General features: G+C 34.0%; 14 protein-coding genes, 1 tRNA gene and 1 pseudogene. 4 read left to right on the forward strand and 12 right to left on the reverse strand.

Going from position 1 to position 15,959, the window contains the following annotated elements; genetic code table 11:
- The first annotated feature begins 7 nt into the window (after positions 1-7).
- Positions 8-1,252, forward strand: coding sequence for a serine--tRNA ligase (gene serS, locus RVY88_RS07400; protein ID WP_162167327.1), 1,245 nt, complete (start codon positions 8-10; stop codon positions 1,250-1,252).
- A gap of 9 nt (positions 1,253-1,261) precedes the next feature.
- Positions 1,262-3,592 (forward strand): tetratricopeptide repeat protein, encoded by a 2,331-nt coding sequence (locus RVY88_RS07405; RefSeq protein ID WP_162167328.1) that lies wholly within the window; start codon positions 1,262-1,264, stop codon positions 3,590-3,592.
- A 13-nt stretch (positions 3,593-3,605) separates the two neighbouring features.
- On the opposite strand, the gene RVY88_RS07410 is transcribed toward RVY88_RS07405, so the two are convergent.
- The 11 genes from RVY88_RS07410 to pglE form a co-directional block, all read right to left on the reverse strand.
- Entirely contained in the window at positions 3,606-5,126 is a 1,521-nt protein-coding gene (locus tag RVY88_RS07410; protein ID WP_162167329.1) for a 2-isopropylmalate synthase, read from the reverse strand.
- Between the two features lie 162 nt (positions 5,127-5,288).
- Positions 5,289-6,023 carry a CDP-diacylglycerol--serine O-phosphatidyltransferase gene (gene pssA, locus RVY88_RS07415; RefSeq protein WP_002850161.1) on the reverse strand — a complete coding sequence of 245 codons (735 nt, stop codon included), beginning with the start codon at positions 6,021-6,023 and terminating at the stop codon, positions 5,289-5,291.
- Between the two features lie 4 nt (positions 6,024-6,027).
- Positions 6,028-6,645 (reverse strand): phosphatidylserine decarboxylase, encoded by a 618-nt coding sequence (locus RVY88_RS07420; protein WP_127349444.1) that lies wholly within the window; start codon positions 6,643-6,645, stop codon positions 6,028-6,030.
- A 2-nt stretch (positions 6,646-6,647) separates the two neighbouring features.
- Positions 6,648-8,579, reverse strand: coding sequence for an ATP-dependent zinc metalloprotease FtsH (ftsH, locus tag RVY88_RS07425; RefSeq protein WP_002850165.1), 1,932 nt, complete (start codon positions 8,577-8,579; stop codon positions 6,648-6,650).
- Positions 8,569-9,396: a 50S ribosomal protein L11 methyltransferase gene (locus tag RVY88_RS07430; protein ID WP_162167330.1), complete on the reverse strand. Its 828-nt coding sequence runs from the start codon at positions 9,394-9,396 to the stop codon at positions 8,569-8,571. Before RVY88_RS07430 ends, ftsH begins: the two co-directional genes overlap by 11 nt.
- Positions 9,396-9,761, reverse strand: a complete 366-nt coding sequence (locus RVY88_RS07435) for a chemotaxis response regulator CheY (RefSeq protein WP_002850168.1) — start codon at positions 9,759-9,761, stop codon at positions 9,396-9,398. The genes RVY88_RS07430 and RVY88_RS07435 overlap by 1 nt, the downstream gene beginning before the upstream one ends.
- 65 nt (positions 9,762-9,826) lie before the next feature.
- Entirely contained in the window at positions 9,827-10,537 is a 711-nt protein-coding gene (gene hisA / locus RVY88_RS07440) for a 1-(5-phosphoribosyl)-5-[(5-phosphoribosylamino)methylideneamino]imidazole-4-carboxamide isomerase (protein WP_162167331.1), read from the reverse strand.
- On the reverse strand, positions 10,537-11,148 hold the full coding sequence (gene hisH / locus RVY88_RS07445) for an imidazole glycerol phosphate synthase subunit HisH (protein ID WP_162167332.1): 612 nt from the start codon (positions 11,146-11,148) through the stop codon (positions 10,537-10,539). Before hisH ends, hisA begins: the two co-directional genes overlap by 1 nt.
- The gene (locus RVY88_RS07450) at positions 11,132-12,037 is read right to left on the reverse strand and encodes a PDC sensor domain-containing protein (RefSeq protein ID WP_002850175.1); all 906 of its coding nucleotides are present in this window, start codon (positions 12,035-12,037) and stop codon (positions 11,132-11,134) included. Before RVY88_RS07450 ends, hisH begins: the two co-directional genes overlap by 17 nt.
- Before the next feature lies 1 nt (position 12,038).
- On the reverse strand, positions 12,039-13,826 hold the full coding sequence (gene pglF, locus RVY88_RS07455; protein ID WP_162167333.1) for a UDP-N-acetylglucosamine 4,6-dehydratase (configuration-retaining): 1,788 nt from the start codon (positions 13,824-13,826) through the stop codon (positions 12,039-12,041).
- Entirely contained in the window at positions 13,823-14,917 is a 1,095-nt protein-coding gene (gene pglE, locus RVY88_RS07460; RefSeq protein WP_152789292.1) for a UDP-N-acetylbacillosamine transaminase, read from the reverse strand. The genes pglF and pglE overlap by 4 nt, the downstream gene beginning before the upstream one ends.
- A 239-nt stretch (positions 14,918-15,156) precedes the next feature.
- Here pglE and RVY88_RS07465 point away from each other — a divergent pair, with 239 nt between their 5' ends.
- On the forward strand, positions 15,157-15,312 hold the full coding sequence (locus RVY88_RS07465) for an NAD(P)H-dependent oxidoreductase (protein ID WP_238389023.1): 156 nt from the start codon (positions 15,157-15,159) through the stop codon (positions 15,310-15,312).
- Between the two features lie 15 nt (positions 15,313-15,327).
- Positions 15,328-15,693, forward strand: a pseudogene (locus RVY88_RS07470) (NAD(P)H-dependent oxidoreductase); the annotation flags it as partial.
- Between the two features lie 134 nt (positions 15,694-15,827).
- On the opposite strand, the gene RVY88_RS07475 reads toward RVY88_RS07470, so the two are convergent.
- A tRNA-Phe gene (locus tag RVY88_RS07475) sits at positions 15,828-15,903 on the reverse strand.
- Positions 15,904-15,959 lie beyond the last annotated feature (56 nt).

The following is a 15,959-nucleotide window of genomic DNA, read 5'->3' on the forward strand; positions in this document are numbered from 1 at the left end:
GAAAATTATGATAAATTTAAAACTAATAGAGACGAATTTTGATGAGTTTAACGCTAAATTAAAAGCGAAAAAAGTTGATGAAGGCGTTTTAAAAAATTTACTTGATACGTACAATGAACTAAAAATCAAAAAACAAGAGTTAGAAAATCTTCAAGCCGTGCAAAACGCAAAATCAAAAGAAGTAGGCATACTAGCTAGAAGCGGCGTGGACACAACGCTACTAAAAACCGAACTCGAAGAAAATAAAAAACTTATGCAGACCGCTTCAAATTTAGTAAGCGAGCTTGAAACAAAACTAGACACGGTAGCTAGTAGAGTGCCTAACGTGATAGATGATGACGTGCCATTAGGCAAAGACGAAGACGATAACGTCTGTATAAAAACCATACTTGAGCCTAGAGAGTTTAACTTTACCCCAAAAGAGCATTTTGAGCTTGGAGAAAATCTCGGCTGGTTGGATTTTGCAACAGGAGCAAAGCTCTCAGGTAGTCGCTTTACTGTGCTTAGGAGCGATGGAGCTAGACTTAGTAGAGCTTTAGTAAATTTTATGATAGATTTCAATACCGCTAGAGGTTTTGAGCTAGTAAACGTACCGTTTTTGGTAAACTCAAACACGCTTTATGGCACAGGACAACTTCCTAAATTTGAAGAAGATCTGTATAAAATAAGAGATGAAGACTTATATCTTATTCCCACAAGCGAAGTTCCAGTTACAAACATCTACAATAACGAGATAATTCCGGTTGAAAATTTACCTATAAAAATGACTTGTTACTCAGCATGTTTTAGACAAGAAGCAGGAAGCGCAGGACGAGATACCAGAGGAATGATACGTCAGCACCAGTTTGAAAAAGTCGAGCTGGTAAGCATAAGCAAACCAGAAGATAGCGCGAAAATACTTGACGAAATGGTAAGCTGCGCTTCTGATATGCTAAAAGAGTTGGGGCTTCCTCATCGTCATATGATGCTTTGTAGCGCAGATCTTGGATTTGGTGCGGCAAAAACTATAGATCTTGAAGTTTGGCTTCCAGGACAAGGCAAATACAGAGAAATAAGCTCTATCTCAAATACCAGAGATTTTCAAGCCAGACGAGCAAAAATCAGATATAAAGACGGTAAAAAAAATGCTTTAGTTCATACTCTAAATGGTTCAAGCTTGGCAGTCGGTAGAACTCTTATAGCGATCATGGAAAATTACCAAAATAGCGACGGCTCTATAAATATCCCAGAAGTTCTTAAAAAATATATGTAAGGATAAGCTTTGGCAGATGAGCAAAATGAAGTTCAAAAAGAAGAGATAGTAATACTAGAAAAAGATGATGGGGATATAACTCCGCTTGAAGATCTAGATAAAAAAGAGAAGCAGGTAGAAACTCCGAAACCGCAAAAAAAACCTAAAAAAAATATTTTTATAATAGCAGCCGCAAGCGGTGCAATAGCTTTGATTTTGTTGATTGCGATTATTTTATTACTAAAAAAAGATGAAACAAAAGAGCAACCAACTAAAAATTTAGAGCAGCCCAAACAGACGCAAGTCATAACGCAAAAATTTAGCCCATCAAAAATCGATGATATGCTAAAAAAAGCAAACAGTCTCTATGAAAGCGGAAATAAATTCGAAGCACTCAAAATTTATGAAAACGTAGCAATATATAATGAAGCCTTATCGAATTACAATCTTGGCGTATCTCAAATGAATCAATCAAAATTTGAAGACGCGATCAGCTCATTTAAAAAAGCTATAGAAAACAATGAAAACACTTCCGTAAGCGCTCTAAACGCTGCCGTAAGTGCACTTGAGATAAATAACGAACCGTTGTTTAAATACTATATAGAATTAGCAAATGCTTTTTTAAGTAAAGAATCAGACTCTAGTTTATACGACTATTATAACGCGTTAATAAACTACTACAAAGGCTACTATATAGAAGCTTTGCATATATTAGATAGCTCAAAAAATCGGTATTATGAAGGTCAAAAAAACTATCTTAGATCAAAAATACTAAGCTATATATATCAAGATAAACAGTCCATAAAAGCCCTTGAGAACACAAATACGTTCGATACGAATATACCTATGGGACTTTTGTATGCTAGGCTTGGCGAATATGATCTAGCAAGAAAATATCTGAACAAAGCTTTAGTTGATGAAAATAATGCCGACTCAACAAAACTTGCTTTAGCTTTAATCGATATAAAAACAGGACAATTCGGCTCTGCTGCGCTAAATTTAAAAGATATAAACGATAAAAACTCTACATTTATATCTGAAACGTATCCTATAAAAACTATATTAAATCCTGAACTGTTTGATATAAATATGGCACAAAAAAAATTCAGCGTAGATATGCTTTTTAGTAAAGACAACATATATCAGATACTATTTTATTTTACTCCATATAAAGTATTTGATGCTAAGCAGACTATAAATTACATAAGAAAAGGCGGAATCAGTGTATTTATCGATGAGAACACGCAAGCCGATGAGTATCTAAAAACAAGCGGAGCTATATCAAAAGTAAATTTAAATTTATCAAAAACTATAGCAACGGCACTAAATTATAACCTAAGAGAGGCAAATAAGGAGTTCTTAAATATTATTAAAATTTACTCGGGCCACTCGATACTTCACTATAATCTAGCACTAACTTATGCTCAACTCGGTAATTTTTCTGAGGCATATAGACACTTTATCACAAGCTACCATTTAGATTCTACAAACTATTTAGCAGGAGTTTATGCAGTTATGACATCCTCAATGATAGGAAAAGATAATAAAAAACTTATATCAGAAATACTTGATAATCTAAACGAAGATTCAAATTTAAATCAAGAAAATATATATGACTCAATGGTGCAGCTAGTACTGGGCAATAACGGTGTACTTCAAAGATGGCTTGATACGGATAATAGTACAAATATCTTAAATATAGTTTTTGATATCATAGCGGCTCAGATAACAGGCAGGAAAGATATTATAATATCAAAAACAGACAAGCTTAAAGAGATTTTACCTAATGATATTATGGCAAATATTCTTTACTCAACAGCAAGATTTACAGATAATAATATAAAAGATTACGCTAGAGATATTCAACATGGATTTTTTAATAACAATGTCAATAAAAAGGCGCTATACGGTGGAGCAAATATCATAAGAATTCAATATATCAAACTATTGCAAGTAGCGGGACTTCTTAATGTAGAAAGAGATCGCATAAAATCTGATTTAGAAATTTCTACTCAAAACGCACAAAATATACTCCAAACTTTAGCTTATATAGATCTATTTACCGCAAATTTTGAAGAGTCGTACAGTATATACAATGAGCTAATAGATAATAAAAACGTAAATGATCCAAACACGCTATTCTTAGCTAGCGTAGCAAGTATAGGAGCAAGACATCCAGAAAGTGCGATTGGGTATTTAGAGCTATCAAAATTAGTAGATCCAACATCTATAGAAGATAGATTAGCTCTTGGTATGCTTTATCAAGAAGTAGGAAATATAGACGCGGCGATATCACAATACGAAAATATAGGAAATACAAGCTACAAAAGTGAATTTTTCACTTTTGAGCTGGTAAATTAATTAAATTTGGCTACTATCTATTTTTCATAGATAAGTAGCTATTTAAAGCGCTTACATATGCTTTAGCGCTTGCCATCATAGTATCAATATCAAGCCCATGACCGATTGTAGCGCAGCTTGAACCTTCAAAAACAACCTTAACAGTGATCTTTGCAAGTGCATCCTTTCCTTGCGAGACAGCATTGACTTTATAATCTTTCAACTCTCCGCTAATTCCACTGATCCTATCAATCACCTTAAATATCGCATCAGCAGTACCGTTTCCAAGAGCTGCGTCGCTTATTATATTATCGCTAAATTTGATGCTCACAGCGGCACTTGAGTGTCCGGCATTACATGAGCTTGTGCTTAAAGTTTGTATAGAGTAAATTTCTGGTATTTTTATAATCTCATGGCTAACAAGCGCTCTTATATCATCATCAAAGATCTCTTTTTTCTTATCGCATAACTCTTTAAATTTAATAAATGCTTCATTTATCTCATTATCATCAAGATCAAAACCTAAATTTATAAGTTTATCTTTGAATGCGTGTCTGCCGCTGTGCTTACCCAAAACTAAACTATTTTTCTCAGCGCCTATATCTTCAGCTTTTATGATCTCATAAGTCTGAGCGCATTTTAACATACCATCTTGATGAATACCACTTTCGTGAGCAAAAGCATTTTTACCGACTATAGCTTTGTTTGGTTGCGGCTCAATGCCTGTTATACTAGCAACCAGTCTGCTGGTGGCGTAGATCTCTTTTGTTACTATATCCGTATAAAGCGGAGCAAACTCATCACTTCTAGTTCTTATAGTCATAACAATCTCTTCAAGAGCGGCGTTTCCTGCTCTCTCGCCAAGTCCGTTAATAGTACATTCTACTTGTCTTGCACCAGCTTTGATACTTGCTAAAGTATTTGCTACAGCCAAACCTAAATCATTATGATTATGCACAGAAATAATAGCTCTATCTCCTATAAAATCTACCATTGATTTTACCATATTATATATCTCGTCTGGCATTCTAAACCCAACAGTATCAGGTAAATTCAGAGTTCTAGCTCCAGCTTCAACAACAGCAGCACAAATCTCTTTTAAAAATACTATATCGCTTCTTCCAGCATCTTCACAGCTAAACTCAACATCATCTACAAAAGTCTTAGCGTATTTTACAGCCTCGACTGCTCTTTTAATAACTTCATCCGGAGTCATTTTTAATTTATGCTCCATATGAATAGGACTCGTAGCTATAAACGTATGTATACGCTTATTTTTTGCTGGAGATATCGCTTCCCCTGCGGCTTTAATGTCTTTTTCTAAAGCCCTAGCAAGGCTTGCTATGCGAATGGAGTGAATTTGTTTTGCTATTTGATTTATAGCATCAAAATCACCGGGGCTTGCCGCGGCAAATCCTGCTTCCATAACATCAACACCTAAGCGCTCAAGCTGCAATGCGATCTGAATTTTCTCTTCAGTATTCATTGAAGCACCCGGGCTTTGCTCACCATCTCTTAAAGTAGTATCAAAAACTATTATTTTATTATTATCCATTTTATTATCCTCTTTTTTAAATTTAGCATATTGCTAAGTGTAAAGATTTAAAATCACCTTGTGTTTTGTATATTGGGGTTATTAAAAAAATTAAGTTTTACAGCAGGTTAAGGAGAGAGAGTTTGTAGATAAATATATATTTTTTTTGTGAAAATGGCGTGGTCATCTGTTCTCCTTGGTTAATTTTATATTTTTAGCAAAAAATCTTGCCCATATGGCTCTAATTATACCATAAATTGTGTAAATAGTAATAAGAATTGTTGCGCTTTCTAACGGGCATAAGTATAACATAGAAAATATTATTACTAAATAAACAAGTGTTTTTAAATAATTTGCTCTTTTAAAATCAACTTTTTTAAAACTCGGATATCTAACATTTGATACCATAAGTACGGAAAGTCCGGCCATAATCACTATAAAAATAGGCTCAAAACCGTGCATAAAATCATAATTATTATAAATTCCAACCCAAAAAGCGCTCACTATAGCAGCACTTGGTATAGGAAGCCCTATAAAAACATTTGGTTCACAAGTTCCGCTCATAACATTAAATCTAGCAAGCCTTATAGCGCCAAATACTACAAACATAGCTGTTAAAAGTGCTCCGAAACGACCGAAATTATAACCTATACTGAAATAAAAAAGTAAAGCCGGAGCCACGCCAAACGCGACTAAATCAGCTAAACTATCAAATTCGACTCCGAATTTAGAAGTGGTTTTCGTAAGCCTAGCAACTCTTCCATCCAAACCATCTAATATCAAAGATAAAACTATATAAATTATAGCCTTCATATATTCACCATTAGCAGACGCTAAAATGCTGATAATACCTAAAAAAGCACTACCTGCTGTAAATAAATTTGGCAATATATATATTAATTTCGGCTTATTTTCCATTATTTTATTCCTCTAAAAAGCCTATTAAATCAGCTGCTTTTACTCTGTTACCAACCGAAACATTTAATTTTGTAGTAAGAGGTAAAAATAAGCTTACCCTTCCATCTAAAATAAACCCAAATCTTCTACCGGCTTTTAACTCTTTTGTTTTTTCAAGATGTATTTTTCTACTCATTGCACCGGAGTTGATTCTTATGATAACTTGCTTATCTCCAACAGAGCATATATAAGCTATTCTATTATTTAATAGATTTTTATCTAAGCTAGTTGTCGCTAAATTTAGACCGTTTTTAGATTTAATCTCATCGACTTTTAAATTTGCTACAGCTCGCAATACTCCAGAATCAAAAATAGAGTTTTTTATAACAACTTCGGTATATAAAACACCATTATAACTACTTTTTCTTATATCTTCGATAACGCCGTCTATAGGAGATAATATGGCGTCCATACTCTCCACAGCAGGAAGTCTTTCTGGGTTTCTATATATAAACACTACAAAAATCAGCAAAATAGCAGATAGAAATATAAAAGTATCAAATAAGAGTGATAATAGAAATATGACTCCAAACAAACCGATACTGCAATATCCATACTTACTTATCACTCTTAAATTATCCATAGCTATTCCTTATCTTTTGCTTTTTTTATATCGCTATTACCGTCTTCTTCGACTATTAAACGGCTTGGAATATTGTTTTCTTCTTCATAACTTCTGATAATCTCTCTAACCTTTGAGCCTTCTATAGTCTCTTCTTCGTATAAAGAATCAACCATCTTTTCTATAGCTCCGCGATAAAGCTCAAGAGTGGCCACTACGGCATTAAATCTTTCATTTAAAAAGTTTTTTACATACTCATCTAGTTTATGGGCCATATCATCGCTATAATCTTTTAAAGTTTGCCCACCATTTAAAAATACGTTTCTTTGCTTTTCAAGCACCATAAGACCTGCAACATCTGTCATTCCATACATAGAAACCATAGCTTTTATGATATCTGTTGCTCGCTCTAGATCATTGCTAGCTCCCGTACTTATCTCTTTTATAAACACATGCTCTGCCGCGCGACCTCCTAAAAGAACATCAACTTTTGCGATAAGCTCGTGTTTTTGCATTAAAAATTTATTCTCTTCTGGAGCATTTAGCGTATATCCAAGAGCTGCAATTCCCCTTGGTATAACCGAAACTTTAGTAACTTTATCTGCACCTTTTGTAGTTTCAGCGATAAGAGCGTGACCGCACTCATGATAAGTAACTATCTTTTTCTCTTTTGGATTTATACGGCGAGATTTTTTCTCAAGTCCCGCGATAGCTCTCTCAACGGCTTCTATAAGATCTTGTTGTTCAATATACTCTTTGCTAGCACGACCTGCTAAAAGGGCTGCTTCATTTATGATATTTGCTAGATCAGCGCCTGCAAGTCCAGCAGTTAAACGACCTATATCATCCATATTTACGTTATTAGCAAGTTTTACCTCTTTACTATGAACCTTTAGTATATCCACACGACCTTTAAAATCAGGTTTATCGACTAAAACTTGTCTATCGAAACGTCCTGGACGAAGGAGAGCGGCATCTAAAACCTCAGGTCTGTTTGTAGCTGCTAAAACTATAACCGGACTTTTATCACTATCAAATCCATCCATCTCAGCCAAAAGTTGATTTAGAGTTTGCTCTCTCTCGTCATTCCCGCCCATCATGGCTCCAGCTGCTCTGCTTTTTCCTATAGCATCTATTTCATCTATAAATACGATAGCAGGAGCTTCTTTTTTCGCATTTTCAAATAAATCTCTGACTCTACTAGCTCCAACTCCTACAAACATCTCTATAAAGCTTGATCCAGAAACTGAGAAAAAAGGAACATCAGCTTCACCGGCAACCGCTTTTGCAAGAAGAGTTTTACCGGTTCCTGGAGGTCCTACTAAAAGTACGCCTTTAGGAATTTTTGCACCAAGTCTTATATATCTATCTGGATTTTTTAAGAAATCAACTATTTCTTTAACCTCTTCTTTTGCCTCTTCGACTCCGGCTACATCATTAAATTTAACCTTTGGTCTCTCGCTGTTTACAAGCTTTTTACTGCTACCCATTCCAAGTATTCCACCGCCCATATTTTTTTGCATTCTGCTAGCAAGAAACATCCAAATTCCAAAAAATATAAATATAGGAATTACCCATGAAAAAAGCATATCGCTAAGCCAGTTTGTCTCATTATAAGCTCCGTAGCTTACTCCTTCACTCTCAAGAAGCGGAACAAGCGTCTGGTCATTTACTTTCTTTGCTACATAAGTTACACCATTTCCGGTGGCTTTTATAGTAGTCTGTCCTATTACTACATTATTTATCTGCTTTGATTTTATAAGCTGTTTTAACTCCGAATATGTAATATTTTTAGAACTAGTACTATCTCCGAATTCGTTCATACCGTCTGGGTTAAAACTTCTAAATACGACAACTATTATTATTGCAAAAATCGCAAAAACCATAATAGGATTTTTGTTAAAAAAGTTTCCGTTATTATTATTTTGCCCGTTTTTATTCTCATTATTTTCCATTTTTATCCTTATTTTTGAATATAAAACTCTCCCACTCATTTTGAGTGATATTCCAAACAAGCTCTAAATCCACAAAAGCCTGTAAGATTCTATCTTTGTATTTTGTTAATATACCAGATAATATCAGATATCCATTATTATTTACATGCATTTTTAGATCTTTAGAAAGTAGTAAAATCACATCAGCTATGATATTTGCCACTACAACATCATATCTGCCATTAGCGTCTGTGATAGAACCGGTCCATATGTTATTAAATTTAATACCGTTTTTTCTTGCATTATCAGTGCTGCTTAAAACAGCTTGTTCATCGGTATCGCAAGCATCTACCGCGAGTCCTAATTTTGCTAAAGCTATACTTAAAATTCCGCTCCCGCAGCCCACATCTAAAGCTATCTTGCACTCTTTTAAATTTATATATTTACTAATCAAATTTAAGCAGGAGCTTGTGCTTTCATGATGACCAGAGCCAAATGCAAGAGCAGGATCTATAATTATATCTATAAAACCATCTTTTTGTTCTTCCCAGCTAGGTCTTATATAGAATTTACCGGAGGATACAGGCTTAATGCCTTTTTTATACTCATTGATCCAATCTATATTATCTTTGATCTCTAAGCTGGTGGATATATCAGATCCGATTCGTCCAGCAAATTCCTCTAAACCCCAGGATATATTGCTTAGATCGTCTTCATCTCTTAGTATAAAGCCGTTTTCTATCTCTTCTATGCAAGTAGCGCCTAGTTCAAACGCAAACTCTTTTAGAACATCGCTTTTACGGCTTAAAACTTTTAGTTCAAAAAACTTTTCTTTCATTAATTAAGAACGTCTTCAAGTTTTTCTTTAAGTACTTGCGGAGTAAATGGCTTAACTATATAGTTATTAACTCCGGCTTTTAACGCCGTAATAACCTCAGCCTTACCGCCTTCGGTAGTTACCATTATAATAGGCATATTTTCGTATTTTTGTTCGGCCCTTACTTTTTTTACAAGTTCCAAGCCATTCATTTCAGGCATATTCCAATCTGTGATTAAAACGCCTATATCTGGATTTTGTTCCAAAAGACCCCATGCTTCAAGCCCGTGCTCAGCCTCTAATATATCTTTATGACCAAGCCTCTGGAGAGTATTTTTAATAATTCTTCTCATAGTAGAGCTATCATCAACAACCAATAACTTCACTAATCATCCTTTCTCAAATTTCTATTATTCTATCAGAATTTAGTTTTAAAAAAACTTTAACAGAATTAAAAATTAGACTTAAAAGCTTCTTTTAAATCTAATTTACCCTCATAATACGCTTTTCCTACTATCACTCCTGCAATATTACCATTTAGTTTTAAACATTTTATATCATTTATATCTTTAACGCCGCCGCTCGCTATAGTATCGATACCGCTAGCCTTTGCTATAGAAGCGCTAAATTCCACATTTACGCCATTAAGCATACCGTCTCTACTTATATCGGTAGCGATGATGGCTTCAACTCCTGCATCTGCATATAGTTTTGCAAGGTTAGAGGCTTGCATCTTACTTACATTTGCCCAGCCTTCTATAGCTACAAATCCATCTATAGCGTCTATGCCTACTACTACTCTATATTTTTTTGCTACTTCTTTTACAAATTCAGGATTTTTCAGAGCGATTGAACCTAATATAATACGGCTGACTCCAGAATTCAAACAGCTTTTTATACGCTCTTTTGTCCTTATACCGCCACCTACTTCTACTTGTAAATTTGTAGTAGAAACTATCTTTTCAATAGTTTTTAAATTTATAGCATCTCCGGCAAATGCGCCGTCTAAATCAACTATATGCAACCATTTAGCACCCAAATCTTCAAATTCTTTAGCTAATTCCCAAGGTTTATCTGAGTAGATCTTAGCAGTTTGCACATCGCCTTTAGTGAGTCTTACTGCTTTACTCTGTTTTAAATCAATAGCGGGTATTATCTCCATTACAACTCCACAAAATTTTTTATAATCTTAAGCCCGTTTTCATGTGATTTTTCAGGATGAGGCTGAAATCCAAAAACATTATCTTTACAAACTGCACTCACAAACTCGTATCCATAAGTAGTAACAGCCAAAACAAACTCATCATCACAAACAGCGTGATATGAATGCACAAAATAGAGATAAGAACTCTTTGGCAAACCTCTGTTTATACTGCATTCTTTTTTAAATTCGCAGCTATTCCACCCTATGTGGGGAACTTTTAGATGCTTATTAAATTTACTCTCATCAAATTTAATAACATCACCTTTTATAACTCCAAGTCCTTTATGCTCACCAAACTCAAATCCTCGCTCAAATAAAAGCTGCATTCCAAGACATATACCAAGAAACGGCTTACCGCTTTTTATAAACTCCAAAATACCATCTTCCAAGCCATTTGCTCTTAGTTTTTGCATAGCGACTCCATACGCTCCTACTCCTGGAAGTATAAGTTTATCATATTTTTTTAAATTATCACCAAAACTAATCAATTCACTTTTTGAACCTATATACTCAAAAGCATTTTTTACACTTTTTATATTTCCTGCACCATAGTCAATAATCCCTATCAAAGCTGCTCCTTTTTAGCACCCAAAGATATAGGCTTAAAGCTACCATGAGCATGGCGACACCGCCTATTAAATATATAGCATATACTACTCCGCTAGGATTTGTAATTGCAAATTTAAAAACAAGCATTAACGACTCTATCGCAAGTGCTATGATGATACTTCCTATAAATCTCACCATAGTCTTGCTACCACCGTTATTATCGTGATTTGATCGACCTAAAACCTCGGCTTCAAATATAGCTTTCACCAGATCAAATATAGCCAAAGCAAGTGTCAAAACTATGGTAGATTCAAATACTTCGCTTATATTAATATCATGAAAACTTTTTAGCACAAAACCTTTTATACCGTGTATGAAAAGTACAACGGCAACTATAAATAAAGCAAGTGAAAATATAGAATATACTAATTTACTAAATTTACCGAATAATCCGTCGACGGAACTTGGATGAACAAGTTTTAAGATATCAACAAGGCTTATATCCATGCAAGCTATATATTTAAGCTCGTCTTTATCGTCATAAACCGGCATAGAAGCGGTCACGCAAAGTCCGTTTGTAAGGCTTGAAGGATATGGATCAGTTAGTACGCAGCGTTTTTCTCTAACTGCTCTGTAATAATATGCTTTATTACTTCTGTTATCGCCTTTTCCTATCATCTTTTTTGAGTCTAAACTTATATTATTTTCTATTTGAACGCCGTTTTTATCAAGTATATAAAATGCTTCAAAATACTCTATTTCATGAGCTATTTTATCAAAGCCGTCTTTTACCAAAGATAGATTAACTCCAGGCAAGTTATTTGGTATATTCCTATCAAAAAGATAACACAAATAAGCTCTTGCTTTATACCTTATATCGCTAAATTCTTGAATCTCTTTTATAAGCATTTTAATCCTTATTTAATGAATGATGAAACTCTGGAACTATATTTTTTAGCTCTGTTTCTATTAACGTTTCATCTTCTAAATTTATAAGTTTATTTATCTGCGAATTGAGTAGATTTAGATCATAATCTCCGGATTTTGTCACAAAAATACTCTCAAATTTAGTAGCCGCGTCATTCGGATCTATGAGTAGCTCTTCATAAAGTTTTTCTCCGGGACGAAGTCCGACAAATTTGATACCGAGCTCCTCTTTACCGCTTAATTTCAACATTCTTGCCGCAAGGTCTGCTATTTTAACCGGTTCTCCCATATTTAAAACAAAAAGCTCACCGCCATCGGCAATACTCGCTGCTTGTAGCACAAGCTGACAGGCTTCGCTAACTAACATAAAATATCTTGTGATATCTGGATGAGTTACGCTTAGGGGCTCGTTTGCCGCTATTTGAGCTTTAAATTTAGGTATAACGCTACCGCTGCTACCTAAAACATTACCAAAACGAACTGCCACTATCTCGGTTTTGCCGCTTTCATTTGAATTTAAAGCGTACAACTCACAAACACGTTTTGTCGTTCCCATTATATTTGTAGGTCGTACTGCCTTATCGGTAGAGATAAGCACGACTCTTTTTGTTCCGTATTTTTTTGAGAGATCGACAACGTTTTTTGTACCTAAAATATTGTTTTGAACTGCACTTATAGGATTAAACTCACAAAGCGGAACATGTTTATACGCAGCTGCGTGTATAACAATATCTGGCTTAAATTTAGCAAATATCTCTTCAAACTCTTTTAAATGCATTATATTTAACATTACAAGCTTGTTTCTCATATCACTTTTCGTAGCTTCGTTTATCTGATATAGATTATACTCGCTATGCTCAACCATTATAAGATTTTTGCAGCCATATTTCAAACACTGCTTACAAATTTCACTTCCTATAGTTCCACCGGCTCCGGTCACCATAACAACCTTACCGCCGATAAACTTCTCAACAACCTTGCTATCTAAATCTTTTGGCTTTCTAGCAAGCAAATCCTCAATACTAATATCGGTAATACCCTCTTTTTTTCCGTCAAGCAAAGAGAATATCTTGATATCTTTAAAACCTATCTCATCAAGCTCGTCATAAAGCTCTTTAAGCTCATTTGGACGCAGTTTTAAAGCTATAATCGCGGTTTTTACGCCATCTTCTACATAATTTTTTAATTCGCTTTTATTTCCTACTAAAAATCCATCACAATAAGTTCCTACCACATCGCTTCTGCCATCTACTATCCCAGTAGCATAGTAATCCGCATATCCGCTTTTTAATCCTTTTAATACCTGCAAAGTTTTACTAGTGCTTCCTATAATAACACAAGGTTCGCCATTATGTGATTTTTTAAAATCCAAAAATATACGTTTTACTATTCTTAAACTTCCAACCATCAAAGCCGATAAAATAGCGTCTATTATGATAACGCTTCTTGGAAATGGGTTAAAAAACTCATCGTAAGATATAAAAATAGTATAAAATATTCCGGCAGATAGTATAGTAACTAAAAATATTTTTCTAGCTTCATTTAGTCCAAAAAACCTCCAGGGAACTTTATAAAGACGAAAAATCCACATTAAAACTAATTTAGACGATACTAAAATAATTCCGCCATATATCATTCCTCGCTCAAATATCTCAGGTATTTCTCCACTAAATCTAAGCAAAAATGCAAAATATATACTGAGACAAAATATAATAGTATCAAATATTAGAAAAAATATAGTACGCCTATTTTTTGTAGCTCTTAATATCAAAGCGATTTCCTTACTATACCTGCTACTTTGCCGATCATATCATCGCTCATATCAGCTCCGCTTGGCAAACATATACCTCTATTAAAATAATTTTCGCTAGTTCCATCAACAACTCTTAAAGTATCTTTAAACACAGGCTGCATATGCATAGGTTTCCAAAGCGGTCTGCTTTCTATATCATTTTTATTTAATGCTTCTATAGCTTTTAAATGCGCATTTTTCTCTTTGAAAAGCAAAGTCGTAAGCCAACGATTTCCTCTTGAGTTTGCAACCTCAGGCATAAACTCACAACAATCCTCTAACAAATTTTTATAAATTTCAAAAATCTTTCTTTTTCTTTTTACCCTGCTAGCCAAAACTTCCATTTGACCAAAGCCTATAGCGCCTAAAACATTGCTAAGTCTGTAGTTATATCCATAATCCAAATGCTCGTAATGCAAAAGCGGTTCTCTTGCTTGAGTGCTTAGATATCTAGCTTTAGCGACTAAATTTTCGTCATTTGAAATCAGCATTCCCCCGCCGCTTGTCGTAATGATTTTATTGCCATTAAAACTATAAACTCCAATATCGCCTAAAGTTCCAAGAGCTTTATCTTCATAAAATCCTCCAAGAGCCTCAGCAGCATCTTCGATAACTTTTATATCTTCATTTTTACAAATTTCAAGTATCTCGTTCATCTTTGCAGCTTGTCCGTAAAGATGAGTTACTATCAGAGCCTTCGGTTTTTTAGGTGCATTTTTTATCGCCTCTTTAAGCAGTTTTGGGCTTAAATTCCAACTCTCATCACAGTCTATAAACATAGGAATGCATCTCTCATACATTATAGGATTTACGCTAGCCGCAAACGTAAAAGATGAAGCTAAAACCACATCCGCATCTTTAACGCCTATAACTCTAAGAGCCAAATGCAATCCTGCGGTTCCAGAGTTCAACGCTAGAGCAGATTTAGCACCGCTATAGTTTTTTATACTATCTTCAAATTTATTTACATATTCGCCAAGAGGGGCTATATAATTGCTTTTAAAAACTTCTTTAACATACTTTTCTTCATTACCGCCCATAAATGGAGGGCTCAAAAAAACACGTGCCATAAAACACTTCCTTTAATTTTTTGTGTATTTTATCAAAGATAGCATAAACTGAAGTTAAAACATGAACTATTTTCTCTAATATTATATAAATTTAAAAATATAAAAAATAACTAAATAAGAATTAAGAATATCGGTATTTGTTAGTTTGTTATATGTTTTTATATATTAAATATATATTTTAAATAGTATATATTTTTAAAGTATAATTCAAACATCAATCTATAAAAAAAGGAAAAGCAATGAAAACTTTGATCATTTTATCGCACCCAGATATAGAAAACGGAGTTTTTAACAAAAAACTAAGAAACGAAGTTCTAAAAAACACCTCAGACGTACAAATACACGAACTTTACAAAGTCTATACAGGATTTGATTTCGATATAAAAAAAGAGTAAAAACTTTTAGAAAGCTATGAGAAAATTATTTTCCAATTTCCGCTATATTGGTACTCTTGTCCTTCTTTACTTAAAAAATACTTTGATGACATTTTTGAGCATGGTTGGGCATATGGAAGCAACGCAGATAAATTAAAAGGTAAAATTTTCGGGCTATGCATAAGCGCTGGCGGAAGCAAACAAGACTTTGATAAAAGCGGCGAAGTAGGATTTAGCATGGAAGAGATATTAACTCCTTTTAAAGCTACTGCTAAATTTGTCGGAGCTAAATTTATAAACTCTTTCATAACTTTTGAAGTAGAGCCTCAAATGAGTGAAGAAAAATTAAAAACTCGAGCAAAAGAGTATTTAGAATATCTTAAAAATAGTTCTTATACTTAAATTTACAACATCAAAAAAACAGTTCTAAAGTATAAATTCCCAATATCTATTGTGAATTTATACATAATATAATTTATAAAAAATAATCTTAAAAAGATTTTAAATTAATGTTGATTAAATGTGAAATTTAAAGATGGTGGTTAGAGGCAGAATCGAACTGCCGACACGCAGATTTTCAGTCTGCTGCTCTACCGACTGAGCTATCCAACCATCTAAAAAAGAAATGTTATTATATTTATTTAATACTTAAAAATAGCTAAAAAGAT

Origin of the sequence: Campylobacter sp. TJR-1, assembly GCF_032840035.1 — a bacterium.
GTDB lineage: Bacteria > Campylobacterota > Campylobacteria > Campylobacterales > Campylobacteraceae > Campylobacter > Campylobacter fetus.

Excerpts from the sequence above, each read along its gene's own strand:
- pssA (WP_002850161.1), bottom strand. The coding sequence starts at position 6,023 with ATGGAAAATAAGCCGAAATTAATATATATATTGCCAAATTTATTTACA.
- RVY88_RS07430 (WP_162167330.1), bottom strand. The coding sequence starts at position 9,396 with ATGAAAGAAAAGTTTTTTGAACTAAAAGTTTTAAGCCGTAAAAGCGAT.
- hisA (WP_162167331.1), bottom strand. The coding sequence starts at position 10,537 with ATGGAGATAATACCCGCTATTGATTTAAAACAGAGTAAAGCAGTAAGA.
- RVY88_RS07410 (WP_162167329.1), bottom strand. The coding sequence starts at position 5,126 with ATGGATAATAATAAAATAATAGTTTTTGATACTACTTTAAGAGATGGT.
- ftsH (WP_002850165.1), bottom strand. The coding sequence starts at position 8,579 with ATGGAAAATAATGAGAATAAAAACGGGCAAAATAATAATAACGGAAAC.
- serS (WP_162167327.1), top strand. The coding sequence starts at position 8 with ATGATAAATTTAAAACTAATAGAGACGAATTTTGATGAGTTTAACGCT.
- RVY88_RS07450 (WP_002850175.1), bottom strand. The coding sequence starts at position 12,037 with ATGCTTATAAAAGAGATTCAAGAATTTAGCGATATAAGGTATAAAGCA.
- RVY88_RS07420 (WP_127349444.1), bottom strand. The coding sequence starts at position 6,645 with ATGGATAATTTAAGAGTGATAAGTAAGTATGGATATTGCAGTATCGGT.
- RVY88_RS07465 (WP_238389023.1), top strand. The coding sequence starts at position 15,157 with ATGAAAACTTTGATCATTTTATCGCACCCAGATATAGAAAACGGAGTT.
- pglE (WP_152789292.1), bottom strand. The coding sequence starts at position 14,917 with ATGGCACGTGTTTTTTTGAGCCCTCCATTTATGGGCGGTAATGAAGAA.